Genomic DNA, 22,245 nt, shown 5'->3' on the forward strand with positions numbered 1-22,245 from the left:
AAAGGAAATCTATGTCATTCGAATCACTCGGATTACCCATCCCGCTTGTTCAAGCCCTGGCCGCACGCGGCCTGCGCGAACCCCTGCCCGTGCAGGAAGCCGCCCTGCCCGCATTGGCCGCCGGCAACTCGGCCATGCTCATCTCCCGGACCGGATCGGGCAAGACCCTGGCCTATCTCCTGCCCATCCTGGCGGGCATCGACCCGCAAAGCCCGCACGTGCAGGCCGTGATCCTGGCCCCGACCCACGAGCTGGCCATGCAGATCAACCGCGTAGCCAAGGAACTGTCGGCGGAGGCCGGCCTCGGGATCAGGGTCCAGGCCCTCATCGGCGGCGCGGCCGCCAGCCGGCAGATCGAGGGGCTGAAGAAAAAGCCGCACATCGTCGTCGGTTCGGCCGGACGCATCACCCACCTGCTGGACCTGGGCAAGCTGAAGCTGCGCGACACGGCCTGGCTGGTGCTCGACGAAGCGGACCGCCTGCTCATCGAGGAAGGGCTCGAACATGTGCGGCACATCACCGGCGAACTGGGGCCGCAGACGCGCTTCGTCTTCGTCTCGGCCACCGAAGGCCCGGCCACGACCCGCATCGCCAAGGGCCTGGCCCCGGACCTCAAGTTCGTGCGCGTGCAGGCAAGCATCAGCCCCACCATCCGCCACTGCTACCTCGTGTGCGAGGAGCGGGACAAGATCGAGTGGCTGCGCAAGGCCCTGCGCGGCCTCGAACCCAACCGCGCCCTCGTCTTCGTGCACCGCGGGGCCAGCGCCGAACGCATCTCCGAGCGCCTCGACTATCACCAGCTGGCCGTGGCCGACCTGCACGGGGCCAGGGACAAGTTCGAGCGCCAGGCCGCCCTGGACAGCTTCCGCAGGGGCAAGGCCCGGGTGCTCATCGCCTCGGACATCGCGGCCCGCGGCCTGGACATTGCCGACGTGGAGCTGGTGGTCAACCTCGACGCCCCGAGCCAGAGCCGGGACTACCTGCACCGCGCCGGACGAACCGGCCGCGCCGGGGCCGCCGGGCTCGTCCTGACCTTGCTGACCGAGCCCGAAACCCGCCTGGCCAGACGCTATGCCGAGGAACTTGACATCGCCATGGAGCCCGTACGCATGGTGCGCGGCGCCTTGGCGCCGTCCGACGCGTCCGGTGCGCAGCCCCTGGCCCCTGCGCCGCGCAAACGCGGACCGGCGGCCCCCGGTTCACCGCGCACGCCAGGCAAGGCCCAGACAACCCGGAAATCCGAGCCATCAGTCCCAAAATCCGGGAAAGGGCCGCGTCGTCCGGAGGCCAGGCACGGAGAATCTGCCGACAAGCAGCAGCAAAACCCGAACCAAAAATCCGGCGGCCAGGCCAAACCGACCGCAAGACGGTCCGACGCCGACAGACCCAGCTCCCCGTCCAGCCGCAAGCCCGCGCAGGCAGGAAGGCCCGCGGGCAGCCCTCCCGCACGGCGTCCCAAATCCAAGAAACCCGCATGAAACGTCCGCAGGTCGCCCGGATGAACCGCCATATCCAGACGGCCTGCGTTCACGCCTCTTTGTAACGCAACCCCTCAAAATCATGATTGACAACAATCCTGTTTCGGCAGTAGTTCATCCGGCAGTGTTATGATTTGATTTTCGGTGTTATCTTTTCGGCTCTTTCTTGAGTTCAATACTCTTCCAACGTGATTTCCGGGGCGAACCGTATTCCACGCACGCACCCGGGACAGGAGGTGCGCCGCGATGATGAGAATCTTTCTGCTCTGTTTCACCCTGGTCTTCTGCGCCGCCAACTCGGCCCTGGCGCATTTCGGCATGCTCATTCCCTCCGCGGGCAGCGTCGCGGACAAGAAGGACGCGGCCCTGACCCTGACCCTGTCCTTTTCCCACCCCATGGAAATGGTCGGCATGCCGCTGGCCTCCCCCGCATCCTTTAAGGTCTTCGCCGACGGGGAATCCGCGGACCTGCTGCCTGCCCTGAAACCTGCAAAGGTCATGGGCAACGAGGCCTGGAGCGCCGGCTACGCCGTCACGAAACCCGGCGTGTACCAGTTCGTCATGGAGCCCAAGCCCTACTGGGAGCCGGCCGAGGACTGCTTCATCGTCCACATCACCAAGACCGTCGTGCCGGCTTTCGGCGAAGAGGAGGGCTGGGACCGCCCCCTGGGCCTCAAGACCGAGATCGTGCCCCTGACCCGCCCCTTCGGCAATTACGTAGGCAACGTCTTCCAGGGACAGGTGTTCCTCGACGGCAAGCCCGTACCCGGAGCCATGGTCGAAGTGGAATTCTACAACCGGGACGACAAGCGTGAAGCCCCCAACGATTACATGATCACCCAGGTCGTCAAGGCCGACGACAATGGCGTGTTCACCTACGGAGTGCCCTTTGCCGGCTGGTGGGGCTTCGCCGCCCTGAACACGGCGGACGCGAAGATGGACCACGAAGGCTCGCCCAAGGACGTGGAGCTCGGAGCCGTGCTGTGGACGGAATTTCTTGAACCCGTGCGCAAGTAGGGCTACACGACTGCCTCGACAGATGCGTTCACCCCGACCCGCCGGCAACCCTCCCGGCGGGTCCGACACACGGCCGTAACGGGCCGGAGACTGCGGGAGCCGATCGTGCACATTTCCGAAGGAGTCCTCTCCCCCGCCATCCTGGGCGCCGGCGCGGCCCTGGCCGCCGCTGGAACGGCCGTGGGCCTGCGCCGCCTGGACTACGACCGGCTCATGACCGTGGCCATCCTGTCCGCGGCCTTTTTCGTCGGCTCCCTCATCCATGTGCCTATCGGCCCGGCCAGCGCCCACCTCATCCTGAACGGCCTCCTGGGCGTGATCCTGGGCTGGGCAGCCTTCCCGGCCATCCTCGTGGCCCTGGTCCTGCAGTCCGTACTTTTCCAATACGGCGGTTTTACGGTTCTGGGGGTCAACACCTTCAACATGGCCTTCCCGGCCGTGCTGTGCTTTTACCTGCTGCGGCCCCTGCTGACGCGAAACTCCCGGCTGCGCACCGCGGGCGCGTTCTGCTGCGGAGCCCTGTCCGTAGCCGGGGCCGGGCTGCTGACCGCCCTGTCCCTGTCCTTCACCAGCGAAGGCTTTCTGCAGGCCGCGCGCATCCTCTTCGTTGCCCACATTCCGGTCATGATCGCGGAAGGGATCGTCACCGCGCTGGCCGTGTCCTTTCTGGCCCGGGTGCGGCCGGAACTTCTGAACCTCACCTGAACCGCATTGAGGAGAAGCCCCATGCGCCGCATTCTGCTGCCCCTTGTCCTCGGCCTGTTGACCCACACCGCGGCCCTGGCCCACAGGGTCAATGTTTTCGCCTATGTCGAGGGTGGAGACGTGGTGGTCGAGTGCAGCTACAGCAAGTCCAAGCGGGTCAACCGCGGGGCCATCGAGGTGCTGAGCCTGCAGAGCGGAGAAACCCTGCTGACCGGGGAGACGGACGAAGACGGCCGCTTCCGCTTTCCGGTGCCCGAAGCGGCCAAACGGACGGCTTCCGGACTGCGCATCGTGCTGCGGGCCGGGGAAGGCCATCAGAACGAGTGGGTTGTGGACGCCGCGGAGTTCATGCCCTCAGGGTCGAAATCAGCCGAAGGGGCGGGTGCGGCGCAGCCGGCCGTCGACCCGCAACGGCCCGCGCCCGGCAACGCCGAAGGGCCCGGGGCGCTGTCACGCGGCGACGTGGAGGAAATCGTGAACGCGGCCCTCGACGCCAAGCTCGCGCCCATCAGGCGCGCCGTGCTGGAACGGACGGAGGAGGGCCCGGACATGCGGGAAATCATCGGCGGCATCGGCTGGATCTTCGGGATCGTCGGCCTGGCCGCGTATTTCAAGAGCCGGTCCCGTGTTTGACGAGCCCTTCGCCTGCGGCGACTCCCCCGTGCACGGGCTCGACCCCAGGGTGCGCCTGGCCGCGGCAACCTTTTTTTCCGTCTGCGTGGCGCTCCTGAAAGCGCCGGCCGCCGCCGGCGCCGCCCTGCTCCTGGCCGCGGCGGTCCTCGCCCTGAGCCGGCCGCCGGCGCTCCTGCTGGCCAGGCGCCTGGCCGTGGTCAACGCCTTCATCCTCTTTCTGTGGGCCACGGTGCCCGCAACCATGCCCGGCCAGGAGCTGCTGGCCGTGGGGCCCCTGTCCTTCAGCCGCGAGGGCGTGGCCCTGGCCTGGCTCGTGACCCTCAAGTCCAACGCCATCCTGCTGGCCTTCCTGGCCCTGGCCGCGACCATGAACGCCCCGACCATGGGACACGCCATGGACCGTCTGGGCGTGCCGCCCAAGCTGGTCTTTCTCTTCCTCTTCACCTATCGCTACCTGCACGTCATCGCCGACGAATGGCGGCGGATGATCACTGCGGCCAGGCTGCGCGGCTTCGCACCCCGGACCGGCATGCACAGCTACCGGACCATCGCCCATCTGCTGGCCATGGTCCTGGTCGGCAGCTTCGACCGTTCGGGTCGCGTCTACCAGGCCATGGTCCTGCGCGGGTTCTCCGGACGCTTCGCATCCGTGGTCCGCTTCCGGGCCAGGACCCGCGACGCACTCTTCGCCCTGTTCTGGCTGGCGGCCACGGCCGCGCTCACCTTGATGGACCTGTACCCGGAGGCCCTTGGTGTCTGAACCGTCCCTTTTCGCCCTGGAAAACGTGTCCTTCGCCTATCCTTCGGGGCACGAGATCCTGCACGACGTGAACTTCGCCTTCGAACCCGGCCGCAAGATCGGCCTCTACGGATCCAACGGCAGCGGCAAGACGACCCTTTTCCACATCATCATGGGCCTCGCGGCGCCTTCGACGGGAAGGGTGCTCTTCCACGGCGCCCCCGTCAGCGGCGAAAGGCAGTTCCGCGCCCTGCGCCGCGAAGTGGGCCTGGTCATGCAGAACGCCGAGGACCAGCTCTTCAACCCCACGGTCCTCGACGACGTGGCCTTCGGCCCCCTGAACCTCGGGCTATCGGCCGACGAGGCGAGGGATCGGGCGGAGGATACTCTGCGGGAACTGGGCCTTGCGGGCTTCGGAAGCCGTCTGACCCACCGTCTTTCGGGTGGCGAGAAGAAGCTCGTCTCCCTGGCCACTGTCCTGTCCATGCGGCCGAGCGTCCTGCTCCTGGACGAGCCGACCAACGGCCTGGACCCGCAGACCCGGGAGCGCATCATCGAAATCCTGGGCGCCCTGCCCACGGCGCGCATCATCATCTCTCACGACTGGGACTTCCTGGCGCAGACCACGACACGGTTCATGACCATCAAGGACGGCAGCCTGCTGACCAACATCCCCCACCTGCCGCACCGCCACGTGCACGCCCACCCCCTGGGGAACGAGCCGCACCATCACCACGACTAGGCGTCTGCGGCAGGGGCGCGGAATTCCTGCAGCCAAAGGCCAAGTTCGGCATGGAGCCCCCGGGCCTCGTCGAGGCGCCCCTCCTTGGCGGCCAGCTCCAGGTTCCGGGCCGCGTCGCCCAGTTCCTGCAAACCCATGTTGAACAGGGTTCCCTTCAGCATGTGGGCCGCGTCGGCCATCTCGGACCAGTCGTCGCGGGCCAGGGCCTCGTCGAGGCGGCGCATCGTCTCTCCGACCGTGTCGCGCCCGATGGCGTACAATTCCCGCACTTCGTCCAGGCCGAGGCCATAGACCCGGCACAGGTGCTCAAGCACCCTCCGCTCCAGACTTGTGTCCACGTCGAACTCCTTTTCGGTGATATGCAGACCCCAAGGATCATTGCGCCCCCGGGCCGTTTCGGTCAACTCCCGGCGCATCCGCGCCGCGCCTGTGCCGGGAGTTGACCACGGACACGAATTGTCCTTATGAGATTTCACGGTGTGAAGTCTTCACAGTTCACGCGCCCCAAGGAGACCCAAATGGACCCAGCATTGGCCAAGCCCTTCATCAAAGCCACCAAGGACGTGCTCGCCGCCATGGCCGCCCTCGACGTCGTCGCCGGGACGCCCTACATCAAGAAGGACAAGATGGCCCGCGGCGACGTGTCGGCCGTGATCGGCATCACCGGCGACAAGCACGGCACCTTTTCCATATCCTTCGACCGCAAGACCGCCGTGCACATCGTCAAGCAGATGCTCGGCGACGCCATCGAGGACATCCTGCAGGACGTGCAGGACGCCATGGGCGAGATCACCAACATGATCTCGGGCCAGGCCCGCGTCGGCCTGGTCGACATGGGCCTGAAGCTCCAGGGCTCCACGCCGTCCGTGATCATGGGCGACAACCACACCATCGCCCACATGACCTCGGCCCTGGCCATCGCCATCCCCTTCTCCTGCGAAGCCGGTACCTTCACCCTCGAATTCTGCTTCGACTAGCCCCATGAGCGGCGCGGGGAACATCAACGACCAGGTCTCGCAGCTCCTCCTCGGGGCCAGCGCCCGCGCCATCGAAGCGCCCAAGGAATTCGACCTCATGGAGATGCCCGTCGAAGGCGTGGCCGCCTTCTGGCTCTCCGTAAAAAAAACCCTCGATTCCAGGAAAAAGGACGACGGCTTCCTGCTGGAGGAGGCCCGCCACACGCGCGAGCCCCACGTGCGCTTCCTGCTGGAACTGGCCGCCTCGTCCTTCCCCGCCTCCCGCTGCGAAGATCTGGCGCAGGTGCGCAAGCGGAACATCCTGGCCGAACTGCACCGCAAGTACGTCCTCATGGCCATCGGGCTCCTGGGCATCGTGTCCAAGGAGAACCCGCAGAAGGTCATGATCCGCTTCCTGTCCAAGTTCCACATCGCGCCGATCTTCGAGAAGCAGGTCTTCGACGTGGCCCAGGTCATGCTCAAGAACCTGGACAACTCCGAGCTCAACAAGGCCAAGTTCCTGAACATCGACCACAAGCTCAAGATCGAGGCCCTGATCATCAACCTCATCTTCTACTGCATGCTGGCCAGGCGCAGCGGGGTGGAATTCCTGCTGGACTACCAGGAGTTCATTTCCTCCCAGTACTTCAAGGACGGGTTGGCCCTCATCCGCGACGGGTTCGACTACGACTTCGTCAAGTTCCGCCTGAATCTGGTCAAGAAGGAGATCCTGGAGGCCACGGAACTGAAGATGGACCTGTCCATGCACATGATGTCGGCCATCAAGTCCGGCGTGCCCTTCGCCGACCTCTACCTCATCGCCAAGGCCTACCTGCCGTGAAAAAAGGCCGCCCCCTCGCGGGAGCGGCCTTGCATCGACGATTGAAACGCCCGGGATCACTCCTGGGCTTTCTTTTTCTTTTCGGGCCCTTTCAGCTGGACCTGCTGGTTGTTTTCCTTGACCTTGGCCGGCTTGCGGTAATCCTTGTGCATGAACAGGCAACTGGTGGGACAGTGGTCCACGCAGATGCCGCAGTACACGCAGGAATACGGGTCGACCTCCCAGGTCTTGGCGTCCTTGTTCACGGTGATGCACTGCGAGGGGCACTTCTTCTGGCACATGCCGCACATGATGCATTCCTCGATCCTGATGTCGAGGTTGCCGCGCACGTTCTCGAAGGTCTCCCGGACCTGGAACGGGTAGAGCCGCGTATGTGTCTTGCTCAGGAAGTTCCTGAGCACGGTCGCTGTCATATCGAACATGGGGCCTCCTTAACGTTCCGTACAGCTGATGCAGGGATCGATGGACAGAGCGATAATCGGCACGTCGGCCATTTCGCAGCCGGGGAGCATCGCCAAGAGCGGCGGCACGTTGGCGAATGTGGGGGTGCGGATGCGGACGCGGTCCAGATACTTGTCCCCGGTCGCCCTGACGTAGTACATCAGTTCGCCGCGGGGCTGCTCGGAACGGCAGACGATCTCGCCCGTGGGCTTGCCCTTGACCTTGGCGGCGATTTCGCCGTCCGGGATCTTGGCGATGAGCTGGCGCACGATGTCGATGGACTGGTACAGCTCGCGGAAGCGGACCATGGTCCGGGCCCAGCTGTCGCCGTCCTTCTCCACCACCGGCGCGAAGTCGATGTACTTGTAGGCGCCGTAGCCCAGCATGCGCATGTCCTGGGCCACGCCGGAACCGCGCAGCTGCGGGCCGGCCGCGCCCAGTTCGTAGGCCTGCTGGTAGGTCAGCACGCCGACGCCCACGGTGCGCTTCTTGACGGTGTAGTCTTTGGTCAGGACGGCCTTGATCTTGTCCAGTTCCTGCTCCAGCTCGTCCACGACCTGCACGACCCAGCGCAGCTGCTCGGGGCTCATGTCGCGGCGCACGCCGCCGATCTTGTTGACGGAGATGATGACGCGGTTGCCGGCCGTGGCCTCCATGACGTCCATGACGCGTTCGCGGATGCGCCAGGCGTGCATGAACATGCTCTCCATGCCGAAGGCGTCGGCCAGCAGACCCAACCACAGCAGGTGCGAGTGCATGCGGTGCAGCTCGGACCAGATGACGCGCAGGAAGTCCGCGCGCTGCGGGACCTCGATGCCCATCAGGCCTTCGATGCACATGCAGTAGGTGTGGGCGTGGATGCAGCTGCAGATGCCGCACACGCGTTCCACGATCTGGACCATCTGGTCCATGTCGCGGATGGAGGCCAGAGTCTCCAGGCCGCGATGCACGTAGCCCAGGGTCGGCAGGGCTTCCTTGACGATCTCGTCCTCGAGGACGAGCTTGAGGTGCAGCGGTTCGGGCAGAACCGGGTGCTGGGGGCCGAAAGGTACGATGGTCGCCATGCTATGCTCCCTCCCCGGCTGATTCGGCCTTGTTGACCGTGAACTTGCAGAAGGGGAACTTCTTCACTTCCTCCTCCAGATAGAAATGCCCGCCGAAATCCAGGGCAATGCCTTCGAAGGTGATGCCGAAGTGGTCCTGGGTCTCGTTCTCGATGATCAGGGCGGCGAAATAGATGCCGGAAATGCTCGGCACCACCCTGTCCGCCTTGGCCACGTTCAGGCGCAGGTGCGTCAGCTTCAGGTCCAGGTCGAAGTGGTACAGCAGGTCGAAGCTGTCGCCCAGATCAACGCAGCTCATGGTCACGAAGCGGTACCCCTTGTTCTTGAGGGACTGGACTTCGGATGTGAGCTGGCTCTTCACCAGATTTGTGGTTTCAAATGCCATATCTTACCTCGTGACCTGACGGTCTTCGCGATTTTCGTAAAACTCCCTGGCCTTCTTGAGGTCGGCCACCAGCGGCTCCGTGTCCTTTTCGGGCCGGCGCTTCTTGAGCTTCTCCAGGGCCAGGACCACGCCGTCGATGATGGCCTCGGGCTTGGAGGGGCAACCGGGGACGTAGACATCCACCGGGATGACCTTGTCTATGCCGCCCAGGACGTTGTAGGCCTCACGGAACACGCCGCCCGAGGTGCCGCACGCGCCGATGGCGATGACGGCCTTGGGGTCGGGCATCTGGTCGTAGATGTTCTTCAGAGCCTTGGCGTTTCGGGGGTTGACCGTGCCGGAGACGACAAGGATGTCGGCGTGCTTGGGGTTGCCGATGTTCAGGATGCCGAAGCGCTCGACGTCGTACACCGGGGTGAGGCAGGCCAGCACCTCGATGTCGCACCCGTTGCAGCTCCCGCAGTCGAAATGGATGAGCCACGGAGACTTCACCCGGGATGTGTGCAGCAGATCTTGAAAAAAGCCCATATCTGAACTCCGTTGGTACTTAGAAGGACTTGGCGTACAGAAGCGCCATGTTGAAGAAGGACAGGCTGATGCCCACTGCCCACACGTAGGTCAGCATCCATTTCCACGTCATTCTGGGCGTCACGTTGTCGATGATGATCTCGGCCATGTAGGTCACGGCCAGCAGGATCACCAAGCCGATCCAGCTCGTGCTCCAGAACAGACTGCAGATGGCCAGGATGAGGACGATGTCGTACCAGTGGGCGATTTCCAGAATGGCCAGATAGGGCCCGGAGTATTCGGTCAGCACGCCGCGCACCAGTTCCTGGTGGGCATGGTGGCTGGCCGAGATGTCGAAGGGCGACTTGCGCAGCTTGATGGTCAGCGCGAAGGTCAGCACGAGGTACAAGAGCGGGAGCATGAGGAAGATCGGGCGCTCGTAGTTCAGGATGGCGTCGATCTTGAAGCTGCCGGTGACGAAGTAGATGCCGACGAAGACGATGATCAGAAGCGGCTCGTAGGTCAGCATCTGGATCAGCTCGCGCTGGGCGCCGAGCTGGGAGTAGGGAGACGGAACTGCCAGAGCGCCAACGACCATGAATACCGCGCCGATGGTCATGACGAAGAAGATCATGAGCAGGTCGGCCTGCATGGCGAAGAGAGCCACGCACAGGATCGAGGCGACCAGGTACATGTGCACACAGAAGATCTGCCAGTAGTTGACGACCTGGGGCTCTTTGCCCAGCAGCTTGATGACGTCGTAGAAGGGCTGCAGGATCGGCGGCCCGAAGCGGCCCTGGAACCAGGCGGTGAGGCGGCGATCGATGCCGGCCAGCAGGCCGCCGGCGAGAGGTGCCAGAATAATTGCCAGGATGACGAAGCTAATAGTCTTGAAGTCCATTTAGAACACCCCCGCCAGCAAGATGATCAGAATGCCGATGGCGACCAGGTTGATCCACCCGGTGATCCGGGATTCGCCAATGAGGTTTTCCATGTACCAGTTCGAGGTCTTGAAGTCGGCCCAGACGCCCAAGGGGCCCTTGAAGCCGAGCTTGCGCGCGTCGCCGGGGTCCTGCAGGCCGCAGACGTACGGGGTGACATAGGAGCCGCGCTTGATGAGCCGCTTGGAGGACGAGGCGCGCACCGCGTAGATGACGCCCAGGGTCATGACCACGAACACCGGGTACAGGGCGAACATGCCGATGTTGTTGGAGATGACGCCGCGGGCCGAGATGTAGAGGTCGGTGTCGTAGAAGCGCTCCAGGACCGGCAGCACCATGGAGGTGTAGAGGCCCGGGGCCACGAAGCTGATCAGCACGGCCGCCACGGCCAGGGCCAGGAGCGGCAGACGGATCAGGCAGGGCTGGGACTCGGCCTGCGGAGCCTTGTCCGGCACCACCGAGGTCATGAGCAGCCCGAGCCAGCGGCCCCAGAAGACCATGGTCAGGGCCGAGCCGACGGCCAGCATGAGCACGACCAGCGGCAGATGGGCCGAAGCCTCGACGGCCATCCACTTGGACAGCAGGGCGCCGAAGGGCGGCAGGAACATGGTCACGATGCCGATCACGGCGACCATGGTCGTGCGGGGCATGACACTGATCAGCCCGCGCATGTCCTCGATGTCGCGGCTGCCGATGTGCTGCTCGATGGTGCCGACGCACAGGAACATGAGGGCCTTGGAGATGGCGTGGAAGACAATCAGGAGCACGGCCGCGGCCATGGCCGCCGGCGTGTTGATGCCTGCGCAGGCCACGATCATGCCGAGGTTGCTGATGGTCGAATAGGCCAGGATCTTCTTGCCGTTGCTCTGGGACAGGGCCAGGACCGCGGCTCCCAGGAACGTCACGGCGCCGAACAGGGCCACGTATTTGCTGAAGACCGTACCGGCGAAGGCCGGGGCCAGACGGATGACCAGGTACACGCCCGCCTTGACCATGGTGCTCGAGTGCAGCAGCGCGGAAATGGGCGTCGGGGCGACCATGGCGCCGCACAGCCAGCTCTGGAAGGGGAGCTGGGCGGCCTTGGTGAAGCCGGCGAAGCACAAGAGGCCCACGGGCAGCAGGATCAGCTTGGATGCGGATTCGGCGGTGATGATCTCCTGCAGGGACAGGGGCAGGCCCTGGGAACGGAAGATGACGAGGGCCAGGACAAAGGCCACGCCGCCCAGCATGTTCATCCACAGGGCGCGGGTGGCGTTCTTGACCGCGATCTCGGTGTCGTCATGCTTGATGAGCATGAACGAGCAGAACGTCGTCACTTCCCAGAAAAAGTACAGCCACAGCAGGTTGTTGGAGAAAACCAGGCCGTTCATGGCGCCCAGGAACAGAACCATGAAGAAGAAGAAACGCCCCTGCCTGGACGTAGCCAGCTTCAGATGGTGCTCGTGCTCCTTCATGTAGGCCAGACCGTACACGCAGATGAGGGAGCCGACGATGGAGATGACCATGCACATGATCATGGAGAACTGATCCACGTAGAGTGCGGGACCCATGTTCTCGCCGGGGTGCATGAACAGTTCGAGAAAGGCCAGGGGCACGATCTGCAGCAGGGTCAGGACGGCGATGAGCTTGTTCTTCATCCGGTAGGCGATACCGAGGATGACGAACAGGAGCGCGAAGTCGAGCACCGCGATCAGGCTGTCGGGGTTGATCCCGAGAAAACTCTCGGGCGTGAAGGAAATCGCCCCCGACTGCACCAGCGCGAGCGATGCGACGGAGACGACCACGCCGGTTCCAATAACCAGCGCGGACCTCAGGGGTTTGACATTGATCAGACACAACACTGCCGCGATGAACGGCAGGGCGATGCTAATCCCTATCAGTTGCGGGGCTAGCATAGGCAAAAAACCTCCTTGCAATTTTGTCCAGTCACCATAGACGCCAGTATAAGTTCAGCCGGCAGGACCGGCTGACAACTTCCCACGAAAGGAGCAGGGACAAGGAGAATGTGAACAAAAATCCTCGGGATTTTTGCAAAACGCTTGGCTATCCAAAAGAGGGGCAAAAGGTCAATATAAAAGCGCTTATTTGATCAACCGAGCAACCTTCTATTCGTACGCATACAAATTGTTCAGTCAAACAATGCATTGATTGATCAACCCGCTGCGGGCGCGTCGGGGCCGCGACGGTGCATCAAGCCGCTGATGCAGTCGCTACAGGTACAGAATCCAGTCCAGGAGGGCGTCGCCCCAGAGCAGCGTCAGCACGGCGCCGAGGCAGAGGAAGGGGCCGAACGGCACAGCCGTGCGCATGCCCTGGGCGTCGGGTCGGCGCATGTAGACCACGGCCACGAGCAGGGCCGAGACCGCGGCGAGCAGGATCATGAGGGGCAGGCGGGACAGGCCGGTCAGGGCCCCGAGGCTGAGCATCAGCTTGATGTCCCCGGTGCCCAGGGCGTCGAGACCTCGCAGGCGCAGGTAGGCCTGCTGCAGCAGGAGAAAGACGCCCGCTCCGCACAGACTCCCCAGCGCCGTGTCCAGCCAGTCAGCGGGCAGGTAAAGCGGGGTGGTCAGGGCCAATGCGGCGGCTGGCCAGGTCAGGATGTCCGGCAGGATGAAGGAGTCGAGGTCGATGAAGCTGGCCACCAGGAAGATGCCGAGAAAGACCATGTACACGGCCCACTGCAGGGTGGGGCCGAATTTCAGGGCGAAGAGCAGGGAGAGCAGGCCGGACAGGAGTTCGACGGCCGGGTAACGCCAGTGGATGCGCCCCCGGCAGGACCTGCATCTGGCGCCGAGCAGCACGTAGGACAGGACCGGGATGTTCTCCCACCAGGACAGGACGTGCCCGCAGGCAGGACAGTGGGAGCCGGGGCTGACCACGGACTGCCCCGTGAGGTAGCGGTGGACGCAGACGTTGTAGAAGCTGCCCAGGCACAGGCCCAGGATAAGGGCCGCGGCGTGGAAGAGAACTGGCGGGAGCTGCATTTCAGGCATGGGGCTTCCGGTGGGACGGCACGTGGCCGGGACGTGCCGGGTTGCGGGTGCTGCGTTTCAGGTCAGCACCTCGTTGGCCCAGGCCGAGGCCTCGGCGGACAGCCTGCTGATGAGCGCCATGGACAGCCCCATCTGCGCAGCCTTGCCGTTCAGTCTGGCCCAGTTGCACCTGTCGATTTCGTCGAGAAGCCCGATCCAGGCCGAGTCGGGGCTGGTCGGGTCGACCAGCGCCTTCTTCAGGGCGGGGTCCAACGGGATCTCCTCCAGCACCGTCGACATGGATTGGTCCAGAATGGCGTCCAGCAGCGAGAAAAAGCCCATCAGGAACATGCTGTCCTGGTCGAAGGGAGTGGGGTGGCGCATGGCCAGCAACTGCAGGAAGCGGGCCCGCTGCACGGAAATGCGGACCAGTTCCTGGGCCTTGTCCGTGGTGTTCATGTCCGAGAGGATGACCACCTGCAGCCACTGGCGCATGTTCTGGCAGCCCAGCATGGCCACGGCGCGTGGGATGGACGTGACTTCGACCTGCAGGCCGAAGAAGGCCGAATTGATGTATTTGAGCAGGCGGTAGGAGATGGACAGGTCCGTCTGGATGATCTGCACCAGGCGGTCGGGGTTCGTGTCCAGGGCGCCCAGTTCCTTCAGGAGCTTGAGCTTCGTGACCTGGCTGGCCGAGAGCTTGCGGCCGGGGATGATCTCGGGGCGGTTGAAGAAGAAGCCCTGGAAATAGGTGAAGCCGAGATTCTTGCAGACCTTGAAGATGTCGTGGGTCTCGACCTTTTCGGCCAGAAGGGCCGCCTTGTATCCCGAAACCCCGTCGACGATGGACCGGACCTCTTTCGGGGTCTTGTGCAGGATGTCGACCTTGATGATGTCCACCAGCTCGCACAGGGGTTCCAGGCCCGGGGCGCCCTCGTAGTCGTCCAGGGCCAGGACGTAGCCCCGCTTCTTCAGCTCGTGGCAGGCCTGGATGACCTCGGGCTCGGGCCGGACCGACTCCAGGATCTCCACCACGCAGCGTTCGGGGGGCAGCACGTAGGGCGCTGCGCCGACAAGGACGTTGCGCGGAAAATTGATGAGCGCCTTGGATCCCTGACGCAGCCCTGGCGCGGCCAGGCTGAAGCCGTCGGCGATGATTTGGCTTGTGGCCTGGTCGCCGTCCGTGAAGACGGCCGACTGGATGTCCTCTTCATGGCGGAAAAGCAGCTCGTACCCCCACACCTGCATGTCCGCGGTGAAAATGGGGTGCCTGGCGACACAGATCTTGTCGTAGAGTTGTTCCGGGTACTGTTCTTCCATCATGGGGTTCCAGAGTCGTCCTTACAGTTGCCCGGGATGATTTTCAAGCCGCGCCCTTAAAACGCCCCGCCCATGACCTCGTCGGTCCAGGCCGCCGCGTCGATGGACGCCCGGTCCACCAGGTCCATGGGCATGTCCATGGACGCAGCCCTGGCTTCGAGCCGCCCCCAGTTGCCACGATCGAGCTCGTCGAGGAGTTCGAGCCAGACCGCGGCCGGGTTCTTCGGGTCGGTCAGGGCGGCCTTGATGTCGGCATCGAGGGAAACTTCCTCCAGCAGCTGCTCCATGTACTGGTCGAGGATGGCGTCCAGGACGGAGAAAAAACCCAGCAGGAACATGCTGTCGGAGCCGAAGGGGGTTGGCCGGTCGGCCGCCAGAAGCTGCAGGAAGCGGCCTCGCCGCACGGAGATGCGCACCAGTTCCTGGGCCTTGTCCGTACTGTTCATGTCGGACAGGACGATGACCTGCAACCACTGGCGCAGGTTCTGCCGGCCGAGCATGTTCACGGCCCGCTGAATGGACTCGATCTTGCCCCGCAGGCCGAAGCGGGCCGAGTTGATGTACTGCAGGAGACGGTAGGAAATGGAAAGGTCCGTCTGGATGATCTCGACCAGCCTGTCGTGCTCCGTGTCGGACTGGTTCAGCTCCTTGAGGAGCTTGATCTTCGTGGTCTGGCTTGAGGAAAGCTTGCGGCCCGGGATGACCTCGGGCTTGCTGAAGAAATACCCCTGGAAATAGACGAACCCGAGGCGCTTGCAGACCGTGAACATGTCGAGGTTCTCGACCTTCTCGGCCAGAAGTTGGGCCTTGTAGGGGCGCAGGCCCTTGACGATGTCCATGACCTCGGCCGGCTTCTTGTGCAGGATGTCGACCTTGATGATGTCCGCGACCTCGCACAGGGGCTCAAACCCGGGCTGCCCGACGAAGTCGTCCAGGGCCAGGGTGTAGCCGCGCTTCTTGAGCTCCCGGCAGGCCTCCATGACTTCGGCCTCGGGCTCCACCGTCTCCAGGATCTCCACCACGCAACGCTCGGGGGGGAGCACGAAGGCCGCCGCGCCCACAAGCACGTTGCGAGGGAAATTGACCAGAGCTTTGGTCCCCTTGCGCATGCCGCGCGAGGCCAGGGTGAACCCGTCGGCGATGACCTGGGTCGTGGCCTGGTCGCCGTCGGTGATGGCGGCCGCCTGCGTGTCGCCGTGCCGGAAGAGGAGCTCGTAGCCCCAGACCTTCATATCGACGCCGAAAATAGGCTGGCGGGCGACGAAGATCCGGTCGTAGAGCTTTTCGGGTTCAGTCATGTCCCTGCCTACGGCATGAGGGCGGCCCGGGGCAATCCCTCATCCTCGGCCAGTCCGAGCATGAGGTTGGCATTGGCCACGGCCTGGCCCGACGCGCCCCTGCAGAGGTTGTCGATGGCCGAGAGCGCGATGAGACGGTCCGTGCGCGGGTCCGTGACCAGGCCGATGTCGCAGAAGTTGGTTCCGCGCACCCACCTCGTCTCGGGCAGGGTCCCGGCCGGCAGCAGCCGGACCCACTTCTTCCCGGCGTAGAAGCTCTCGTAGCAGGCGCGGACCTCTTCTGGTCCCGCGCCCGGCGCGAGCTTGGCGTAGGCCGTGGTCAGGATGCCGCGGTTGATGGGCAACAGATGCGTGTTGAAGGACAGGCGGAGTTCCCGGCCCGCGGCCAGGCCCAGTTCCTGCTCGATCTCCGGGGTGTGGCGGTGCCTGGTCAGGTTGTAGGCCCGGAAGGTGTCCGAGACCTCGCAGAAGAGCGTACCCACCGTAGCCTTGCGCCCGGCGCCGGTGGTTCCGGACTTGGAGTCGATGACCAGGTCGTCGGCCGAAACAAGGCCGGCCTGCAGGGCCGGGTACAGGGCCAGGATGGCCGAGGTCGGGTAGCAGCCCGGGTTGGCCACCAGGGAGGCGCCGGCGATCTTTTCGGCGTAGAGCTCGGGCAGTCCGTAGACGGCCTCGGGCAGCAGGGCCTCGCGGGTGTGCGTCACGCCGTACCAGCTCTCGTAGACCTCGCGGTCGCGCAGGCGGAAGTCGGCGCTCAGGTCCACGACCCTGGCTCCCTTCTCCCGCAGCTCGGCGGCCATCTCCATGGCTGTGCCGTGGGGAACGGCCAGGAAGACCAGATCGCAGTTTTCGGCCAGGTAGGAGCTGTCCGGCGCGGTGATCTCCAGGTCCCCCAATTCCGTGCCCTGCAGGAAGGGGTAAATTTTCCGCAGGGGCTGGCCGGCCTCCTTGCGGGAGGTGACCTGGGTCAGCTGCAGCCCCGGGTGGTCCAGCAGGATGCGGGTCAGTTCCATTCCCGTGTAGCCGGTCACCCCGACCAGTCCGACGCGCTTTGCCATGCCTGTCTCCTATTTCGCCTTCTGCACGTATTTCATTCTCAGTTCGAAAAGCATGTCCTTGAGCAGGCGGGCTTCCTGGTCCGTCAGGTTGCCCCTGGTCTTGTCCTGGAGCATGCACAGGATGTCGACGGTCTGCTTGGCCGCCAGCAGGTTCTCCATCATCTGGCCCGTCTCGGGCTCCGGCACCTCGCCCAGGTGCACCAGGGCCGACGAGCTCATGGACAGCACGAACGTGGCGAAATCGAGCTGCGGCAGCTCCGGGCAGCCGCAGGTCAGGTCTTCGTATTCAGTTTTCTTCTCTTCGCTCATAACGTCTCCTTAGGCCTTCATTCCGGGGTATCCCTCTTCCAGGGCCCCGTCATAGGCGGCCATGGCATCTTCCATGTACGACCTGGCGGCGCTGTAGCCGCCGGCCGCGGCGAGACCGACCTTCAGGGCGTGCAGGCCGGCGAGGGCGTCGGCCCAGTCCACGTGTCCCATGTGGCCGAGGCGGACCACGCATCTCTTCAGCTCACCCTGGCCCCCGGCCATGACCACGCCGCATTGCTCGGCAGCGGCTTTCAGCACCACGGAACTGTCGATGCCGGCGGGCATCCTGATGGACGTCAGGCCCCAGGTGAAATGCGTTTTGGCCAGCAGCTCAAGGCCCATGGTGGCCGCACCGGCCCGGACCATGGCCGTCATGGCCCACTGCTTGCGGAACACGCCTTCCAGGGTCTGCTCGCGGAACAGGTCCAGGCTCACGGCCAGGCCCTGCAGCAGGTTCACGGGCGAGGTGAACAGCGTCTGGTTGGCCAGGCTCTTGTCGCGCTCGGCCAGGAGGTTGAAATAGAAGTTCTTGGGCCCCACGGCCCGCACCTTGTCCCAGGCCCGCGCGCTCAAGGACAACAGGGCCAGGCCCGGGGGCAGCATGAGCCCCTTCTGGGAGCCCGTCAGCAGGCAGTCCACGCCCCAGGCGTCCATGGGGCAGGGAGAGATGCCCACGGCCGAGATGCCGTCGACCACCAGGAGCACGTTTCTGTCCCTGGTCACGGCCCCCAGTTCCCGCACCGGATGCAGCACGCCCGTAGAGGTCTCCGAAGCCTGCACCAGCACCGCGGCGATGGACGGGTCGGCGTCCAGGGCCTCCCGCACGGACTGGGCCGTGACGGCATGGCCGTTCTCCGTCACCAGGGAGGTTACCCCAAGGTCCTGGGACTCGGCGATCTCGCGCCAGCGTTCCCCGAATTTGCCGCCCTCGACCACCAACACCTTCTCGCCCGGGGCGAAGAGGTTGGTCACGGCCGCGTGCATGGCCCCGGTGCCCGAGCAGGACAGGGGCAGAACCTGCTGCGTGGTGCCGAAGAGGTACTGCAGGCCGGGCTGGATGCGCTCCATGACGCGCACGAAATCCTGCTTGCGGTGGTGGATCATGTCCTTGGCCAGGGCCAGGCGGACCTCTTCGGGCAAGGGGGTCGGCCCGGGCGTCAGCAATCGAAGTTTGTTCAGCATGTCCGTATTTCCAATGAAAATTAATGGTTACTTGTGCGCCTTGCTCCAGTCCGCGCCGACGCCCCAGTCCACGGCCAGCGGCACGGACAGGTCGTAGACCGAGCCCATGACCGCGGCCACGGCTTCGCCGACTTCCCGAGCCGCGACCTGCGGGGCTTCCAGCAAAAGTTCGTCGTGGATCTGCAGGATCAGGCTCGCGTCTAATTCGCCAATAACCTTGCTCTTGTCCACTTCGAGCATGGCCTTTTTGATGATGTCGGCGGCCGAGCCCTGGACCACGGTGTTGATGGCCATGCGCCGGGCCTGCTGGGCCAGGTTGACGTTGCGCGAGTTGATGTCGGGCAGCATGCGCCGCCGCCCGGCCAGTGTGGTCACGTAGCCCAGCGCCCTCGCGCCCTCCTCGATCTCCTCGTAGAACTGTCGCACGCGGGACAGCTTGCTGAAGTAGACCTCGATGAACTCCTTGGCCTCCTTGAGGCTGATGCCGAGCTCCCGACCGAGCTTCTGCGGCCCCATGCCGTACAGCAGGCCGAAGTTGATGGTCTTGGCCCTGCGCCGCTCGTCGGGCGTGACCTCGGCCTTGTCGAACAGGATCTTGGCCGTGCGGGCATGGATGTCGTCGCCCGCGGCAAAGGCGTCCAGGAGGGTCGGGTCGCCGGACATGTGCGCCAGGACCCTGAGTTCGATCTGGGAGTAGTCCGCGGCCACGAGGGCCTTGCCCGGCGCGGCCACGAAGCAGGACCGCATGCGCGGGCCGAGGCTGCCGCGGATGGGGATGTTCTGCAGGTTGGGGTTGCTGCTGGACAGGCGGCCCGTGGCCGTGGCCAGCTGGTTGAAGGTCGTGTGGATGCGCCCCTCGGCGTCGGCCAGCTGCGGCAGGGGCTCGAGGTAGGTCGAGCGCAGCTTCTCGTACATCCGGTACTCCAGGATGTCGTCGACGATGGCGTGCTGACCGACCAGGCCATCCAGCACGGCGCTGGAGGTGGACTGGGCGCCGCCGGGGGTCTTTTGTTTGCTTTTGAGGCCCAGCTTCGAAAACAGGACGTCGGCCAGCTGCTGGCTGGAGCGGATGTTGAACTCCCCTCCGGCCTGTTCGTGAATCCGCAGGGTCAGCCGGTCCAGCTCGGCCTGCACCATGTCCAGGAAATCGCGGAACTTGGCCTGGTCGATGCGGATGCCGCGGCGCTGCATGCGCACCAGGACCTCGGTCAGGGGCTGCTCCAGGCCCTTGAGAAGCCCGAGCAGCTCCGACCCGGCCAGGCGCGACCGCAGCACCCGACCCACGGCCAACGCGGTCTGGCCGTGGTTCTCGGGATGGACCTCGATCTCCTCGCCCAGGCCGTCCCGGATGCGCTCCAGGGAATAGTTCCGCTCCTCGGGGCTCAGCAGGTAGGCGGCCAGCTCGATGTCGAAGACTTCGGCGCAGCCCGAGAGATCCGGCCGGCCCAGCTCAAGCAGTGTCTTGTACGATGTCACGTGCACGCGCGCCCCGGTCAGGGCCCGGCCCAGCTCCGCGTCCCGCCCCATGAAAAGCAGCTCGCTGACGTCCGTGCCCAGAATCCAGCGGCCGGACTCGCCGAAAAGACCCACCTCGCGACCGGCCATGGGTCCCAGCTCCGAAACCACGCGGGGTTCGACCCGCGGCGTCCGGGATGGGGCCTCGGGCTCCGGCGTCCCGGACAAACCGCCGTCCGCAGCCGCAGGCTTGGACTTCGTTCCGGCCAGCGACTGGAACTCGGACAGGAGGGAACGGAACTCGTATTCCCGGAAAAACTCCAAGGCCGCGTCGTCCACCTGCCCTACGGCCAGGTCGTCCAGACCGTATTCCGTACACACGTCCGTACGCAACGTCGTCAGCTGCCGGTAAACGAAGGCCTGATCCATGTGCGGCCCGAGCAGAGTCTGCTCCTTGGCCGTGAGGCGGTCGAAATTGTCCTTCAACAGATTCAGGCTCGGGAAGCGGCGCAAAAAGCCCATGGCCGTCTTGGGGCCGACCTTGGGGATGCCCGGTATGTTGTCGGCCGAGTCGCCGATCATGGCCTGGAAGTCGGCCCACTGGCCGGGGGTGAGGCCCGTCTCCTGCGTGAAGTCGCCGAGGGTGATGATCTTCTCCTTGCCCTGGGCCGGGTCCCACATGACCACATCCTCGTCCAGGCACTGGCGCAGGTCCTTGTCCGCTCCGACGATGACGATGCTTCTCCGGTCCTTGAAGCGGCCCGCCAGGGAGGCGATGCAGTCGTCGGCCTCGCAGCCCTGGGCCTCCAGCACGGGGACGCCCAGCAGGCGCAGGCCGTCCCTGAGGGGCTCCAGCTGTGCGGCCAGGCCTTCGGGCATGCGCGGACGGTGGGCCTTGTAGTCGGGGTAGAGTTCGTTGCGGAAGGTGGGCCCTCGCCCGTCGGTGACGAAGACGAGATGGCTCGGCTTCTCCTCGCGCAAGAGCTTCAGCACGAGCTTGAAGATGATGTACATGGCGCTGGTCGGGAACCCGTCCGAGCGCTTGAAATCAGGGTATGCGTAGAAGCCGCGGTAGATGAAGGCGTGGCCGTCGATCAAAAAAAGGGGCTCGGTCTTCAGACCGAGCCGTGTCTGCAAAGTCATGCGCCCTCCGGTCCGGGGAAGGTCGGCCCGTCAGGCGGAGCCGTTTTGGCCGTTCTCCGGATCCTTTTTCTTTTTCTTTGTCTCGGAACTGCTGTGCAGGCGCTCCCAGATGAACTGACTGGCGTGCTGGCAACCCAGCTTCTCCATGGGGATTTCGGCCCGGGCCATGGACTTGTGCCCGCCGGCCGAGCCCACGTCGCCGAACAGGCGCTTGGCGAACTTGCCCATGTCGCGGCGCAGGCCGTCACCGCGGAACACGATCACGAGCTTGTCCTCGCTGATGCCGCTGACCATGGTCGTGGACAGGCCGTGCACGCGCAGGAAGAAGTCGGCCAGGATGACCAGGATGTCGGCCGAGTCGACCTTGCCCATGAAAATGGTGATGGTGTTGCCCATGAGCCGCATCTTGCGGAAGGCCTGGGTGAAGTACTTGAGCCACTCCAGGCGGAACTCCGAGCGGATGATCTTGTGCAGGAGCGGCCTGCTGTAGAACTTCGACAGGTAGCGGAAGGCCTTCATGTCGTTGTCGTGGAACTCGCGCTCGAAACTCTGGGTGTCGGTCTTGATGCCGTAGAGCAGGGCCGTGGCCAGGAGCTTTCCGGGCCGCAGGTCCAGGTTGTAGAGGTATTCGGTCATGATGGTCGAGTTGGAGCCGTACTCGGGCACGATCTCGACGTAGTCGGCATCGACGGGCGTGCCGGCCACCTTGGGGTGGTGGTCGATGACCACGGAAAACTTGATGTTCGCGAAATCGGGGTGGTGATGGGGCTGGGAGTCCACCAGGGCGAAGCGGTCGTACTGGGCGGCCAGGGGCGGGGTCAGCTTCTTGGTGGCGATGCGCAGGAGCCGGATCATGGCCAGGTTGTCGGGCCTGGTGATGTCGTTGACGTGGGCGATGGCCACCTGTTCGACGCGGCCGGCCAGGATGCGCTTCAGGGCCAGGGCCGAGGCCAGGGCGTCGGGGTCGGCATTGATGAGGATCAGCCAACGCTCGTTCTTGTTCAGCAATTCCTGAAGCTTGGCAAGCTTCGGATCCAGCTTTCTGAAATATGCCATGAC

At 64.6% G+C, this 22,245-nt stretch carries 23 protein-coding genes; 8 read left to right on the forward strand and 15 right to left on the reverse strand.

Features of this window, described 5'->3' with window-relative positions; genetic code table 11:
* Positions 1–11: 11 nt before the first annotated feature.
* The 6 genes from ACYQ3G_RS05465 (at position 12) to ACYQ3G_RS05490 (ending at position 5,314) form a co-directional block, all read left to right on the forward strand.
* Positions 12–1,478: a DEAD/DEAH box helicase gene (locus ACYQ3G_RS05465; RefSeq protein WP_459823347.1), complete on the forward strand. Its 1,467-nt coding sequence runs from the start codon at positions 12–14 to the stop codon at positions 1,476–1,478.
* Between the two features lie 246 nt (positions 1,479–1,724).
* Positions 1,725–2,495: a DUF4198 domain-containing protein gene (locus ACYQ3G_RS05470; protein WP_459823352.1), complete on the forward strand. Its 771-nt coding sequence runs from the start codon at positions 1,725–1,727 to the stop codon at positions 2,493–2,495.
* Between the two features lie 105 nt (positions 2,496–2,600).
* Positions 2,601–3,200: a cobalt transporter CbiM gene (gene cbiM, locus ACYQ3G_RS05475; RefSeq protein WP_459823357.1), complete on the forward strand. Its 600-nt coding sequence runs from the start codon at positions 2,601–2,603 to the stop codon at positions 3,198–3,200.
* Positions 3,201–3,221: 21 nt separating this feature from the next.
* Positions 3,222–3,833, forward strand: coding sequence for a cobalamin biosynthesis protein CbiL (locus ACYQ3G_RS05480; protein WP_459823362.1), 612 nt, complete (start codon positions 3,222–3,224; stop codon positions 3,831–3,833).
* Complete coding sequence (cbiQ, locus tag ACYQ3G_RS05485) at positions 3,826–4,593, forward strand: cobalt ECF transporter T component CbiQ (RefSeq protein ID WP_459823368.1); 768 nt, start codon at positions 3,826–3,828, stop codon at positions 4,591–4,593. Before ACYQ3G_RS05480 ends, cbiQ begins: the two co-directional genes overlap by 8 nt.
* Complete coding sequence (locus tag ACYQ3G_RS05490; protein WP_459823372.1) at positions 4,586–5,314, forward strand: energy-coupling factor ABC transporter ATP-binding protein; 729 nt, start codon at positions 4,586–4,588, stop codon at positions 5,312–5,314. Before cbiQ ends, ACYQ3G_RS05490 begins: the two co-directional genes overlap by 8 nt.
* Here ACYQ3G_RS05490 and ACYQ3G_RS05495 read toward each other — a convergent pair.
* Entirely contained in the window at positions 5,311–5,652 is a 342-nt protein-coding gene (locus ACYQ3G_RS05495; RefSeq protein ID WP_459823377.1) for an Hpt domain-containing protein, read from the reverse strand. The two genes, ACYQ3G_RS05490 and ACYQ3G_RS05495, sit on opposite strands and share 4 nt — an antisense overlap.
* Before the next feature lie 180 nt (positions 5,653–5,832).
* Here ACYQ3G_RS05495 and ACYQ3G_RS05500 point away from each other — a divergent pair, with 180 nt between their 5' ends.
* Together ACYQ3G_RS05500 and ACYQ3G_RS05505 are read left to right on the forward strand one after the other, a co-directional pair.
* Entirely contained in the window at positions 5,833–6,291 is a 459-nt protein-coding gene (locus ACYQ3G_RS05500) for a chemotaxis protein CheX (RefSeq protein ID WP_459823381.1), read from the forward strand.
* Between the two features lie 4 nt (positions 6,292–6,295).
* The gene (locus ACYQ3G_RS05505) at positions 6,296–7,111 is read left to right on the forward strand and encodes a hypothetical protein (RefSeq protein WP_459823386.1); all 816 of its coding nucleotides are present in this window, start codon (positions 6,296–6,298) and stop codon (positions 7,109–7,111) included.
* A gap of 56 nt (positions 7,112–7,167) precedes the next feature.
* Here ACYQ3G_RS05505 and ACYQ3G_RS05510 read toward each other — a convergent pair whose 3' ends face one another.
* From ACYQ3G_RS05510 to ACYQ3G_RS05575, 14 genes are all read right to left on the reverse strand, one after another.
* Positions 7,168–7,533, reverse strand: coding sequence for a 4Fe-4S binding protein (locus ACYQ3G_RS05510; RefSeq protein WP_028576382.1), 366 nt, complete (start codon positions 7,531–7,533; stop codon positions 7,168–7,170).
* Positions 7,534–7,542: 9 nt separating this feature from the next.
* Positions 7,543–8,616, reverse strand: coding sequence for a hydrogenase large subunit (locus tag ACYQ3G_RS05515; protein WP_459823392.1), 1,074 nt, complete (start codon positions 8,614–8,616; stop codon positions 7,543–7,545).
* A 1-nt stretch (position 8,617) separates the two neighbouring features.
* Complete coding sequence (locus ACYQ3G_RS05520) at positions 8,618–9,001, reverse strand: NADH-quinone oxidoreductase subunit C (RefSeq protein ID WP_459823401.1); 384 nt, start codon at positions 8,999–9,001, stop codon at positions 8,618–8,620.
* Between the two features lie 3 nt (positions 9,002–9,004).
* Positions 9,005–9,529 (reverse strand): NADH-quinone oxidoreductase subunit B family protein, encoded by a 525-nt coding sequence (locus tag ACYQ3G_RS05525; RefSeq protein ID WP_084435253.1) that lies wholly within the window; start codon positions 9,527–9,529, stop codon positions 9,005–9,007.
* Positions 9,530–9,548: 19 nt separating this feature from the next.
* Positions 9,549–10,409 carry a respiratory chain complex I subunit 1 family protein gene (locus ACYQ3G_RS05530; RefSeq protein WP_459823408.1) on the reverse strand — a complete coding sequence of 287 codons (861 nt, stop codon included), beginning with the start codon at positions 10,407–10,409 and terminating at the stop codon, positions 9,549–9,551.
* Positions 10,410–12,344 (reverse strand): NADH-quinone oxidoreductase subunit 5 family protein, encoded by a 1,935-nt coding sequence (locus tag ACYQ3G_RS05535; protein ID WP_459823414.1) that lies wholly within the window; start codon positions 12,342–12,344, stop codon positions 10,410–10,412.
* A 315-nt stretch (positions 12,345–12,659) separates the two neighbouring features.
* Positions 12,660–13,442, reverse strand: coding sequence for a prepilin peptidase (locus ACYQ3G_RS05540; RefSeq protein ID WP_459823420.1), 783 nt, complete (start codon positions 13,440–13,442; stop codon positions 12,660–12,662).
* 57 nt (positions 13,443–13,499) lie between these two features.
* Entirely contained in the window at positions 13,500–14,744 is a 1,245-nt protein-coding gene (locus tag ACYQ3G_RS05545) for an EAL and HDOD domain-containing protein (protein ID WP_459823423.1), read from the reverse strand.
* Between the two features lie 53 nt (positions 14,745–14,797).
* A complete protein-coding gene (locus ACYQ3G_RS05550) occupies positions 14,798–16,039 on the reverse strand; it encodes an EAL and HDOD domain-containing protein (protein ID WP_459823426.1) in 1,242 nt (413 codons plus the stop codon).
* An 8-nt stretch (positions 16,040–16,047) separates the two neighbouring features.
* On the reverse strand, positions 16,048–17,097 hold the full coding sequence (argC, locus tag ACYQ3G_RS05555) for an N-acetyl-gamma-glutamyl-phosphate reductase (RefSeq protein WP_459823429.1): 1,050 nt from the start codon (positions 17,095–17,097) through the stop codon (positions 16,048–16,050).
* A gap of 9 nt (positions 17,098–17,106) precedes the next feature.
* On the reverse strand, positions 17,107–17,406 hold the full coding sequence (locus ACYQ3G_RS05560) for a DUF1844 domain-containing protein (protein ID WP_028576373.1): 300 nt from the start codon (positions 17,404–17,406) through the stop codon (positions 17,107–17,109).
* 9 nt (positions 17,407–17,415) lie between these two features.
* Positions 17,416–18,588, reverse strand: coding sequence for a pyridoxal-phosphate-dependent aminotransferase family protein (locus ACYQ3G_RS05565; RefSeq protein WP_459823433.1), 1,173 nt, complete (start codon positions 18,586–18,588; stop codon positions 17,416–17,418).
* Positions 18,589–18,615: 27 nt separating this feature from the next.
* Positions 18,616–21,186 carry a DNA polymerase I gene (gene polA / locus ACYQ3G_RS05570; RefSeq protein WP_459823436.1) on the reverse strand — a complete coding sequence of 857 codons (2,571 nt, stop codon included), beginning with the start codon at positions 21,184–21,186 and terminating at the stop codon, positions 18,616–18,618.
* A gap of 30 nt (positions 21,187–21,216) precedes the next feature.
* Positions 21,217–22,242: a DHH family phosphoesterase gene (locus ACYQ3G_RS05575; RefSeq protein WP_459823439.1), complete on the reverse strand. Its 1,026-nt coding sequence runs from the start codon at positions 22,240–22,242 to the stop codon at positions 21,217–21,219.
* Positions 22,243–22,245: the final 3 nt, after the last annotated feature.

It is taken from the genome of Desulfomicrobium salsuginis (genome assembly GCF_054657795.1).

Coding starts and splice junctions, on each gene's coding strand:
- ACYQ3G_RS05465 (WP_459823347.1), top strand. CDS start 12: ATGTCATTCGAATCACTCGGATTACCCATCCCGCTTGTTCAAGCCCTG.
- ACYQ3G_RS05470 (WP_459823352.1), top strand. CDS start 1,725: ATGATGAGAATCTTTCTGCTCTGTTTCACCCTGGTCTTCTGCGCCGCC.
- ACYQ3G_RS05480 (WP_459823362.1), top strand. CDS start 3,222: ATGCGCCGCATTCTGCTGCCCCTTGTCCTCGGCCTGTTGACCCACACC.
- ACYQ3G_RS05500 (WP_459823381.1), top strand. CDS start 5,833: ATGGACCCAGCATTGGCCAAGCCCTTCATCAAAGCCACCAAGGACGTG.
- ACYQ3G_RS05505 (WP_459823386.1), top strand. CDS start 6,296: ATGAGCGGCGCGGGGAACATCAACGACCAGGTCTCGCAGCTCCTCCTC.
- ACYQ3G_RS05510 (WP_028576382.1), bottom strand. CDS start 7,533: ATGTTCGATATGACAGCGACCGTGCTCAGGAACTTCCTGAGCAAGACA.
- ACYQ3G_RS05515 (WP_459823392.1), bottom strand. CDS start 8,616: ATGGCGACCATCGTACCTTTCGGCCCCCAGCACCCGGTTCTGCCCGAA.
- ACYQ3G_RS05520 (WP_459823401.1), bottom strand. CDS start 9,001: ATGGCATTTGAAACCACAAATCTGGTGAAGAGCCAGCTCACATCCGAA.
- ACYQ3G_RS05525 (WP_084435253.1), bottom strand. CDS start 9,529: ATGGGCTTTTTTCAAGATCTGCTGCACACATCCCGGGTGAAGTCTCCG.
- ACYQ3G_RS05530 (WP_459823408.1), bottom strand. CDS start 10,409: ATGGACTTCAAGACTATTAGCTTCGTCATCCTGGCAATTATTCTGGCA.
- ACYQ3G_RS05535 (WP_459823414.1), bottom strand. CDS start 12,344: ATGCTAGCCCCGCAACTGATAGGGATTAGCATCGCCCTGCCGTTCATC.
- ACYQ3G_RS05540 (WP_459823420.1), bottom strand. CDS start 13,442: ATGCCTGAAATGCAGCTCCCGCCAGTTCTCTTCCACGCCGCGGCCCTT.
- ACYQ3G_RS05545 (WP_459823423.1), bottom strand. CDS start 14,744: ATGATGGAAGAACAGTACCCGGAACAACTCTACGACAAGATCTGTGTC.
- ACYQ3G_RS05550 (WP_459823426.1), bottom strand. CDS start 16,039: ATGACTGAACCCGAAAAGCTCTACGACCGGATCTTCGTCGCCCGCCAG.
- argC (WP_459823429.1), bottom strand. CDS start 17,097: ATGGCAAAGCGCGTCGGACTGGTCGGGGTGACCGGCTACACGGGAATG.
- ACYQ3G_RS05560 (WP_028576373.1), bottom strand. CDS start 17,406: ATGAGCGAAGAGAAGAAAACTGAATACGAAGACCTGACCTGCGGCTGC.
- ACYQ3G_RS05565 (WP_459823433.1), bottom strand. CDS start 18,588: ATGCTGAACAAACTTCGATTGCTGACGCCCGGGCCGACCCCCTTGCCC.
- polA (WP_459823436.1), bottom strand. CDS start 21,186: ATGACTTTGCAGACACGGCTCGGTCTGAAGACCGAGCCCCTTTTTTTG.
- ACYQ3G_RS05575 (WP_459823439.1), bottom strand. CDS start 22,242: ATGGCATATTTCAGAAAGCTGGATCCGAAGCTTGCCAAGCTTCAGGAA.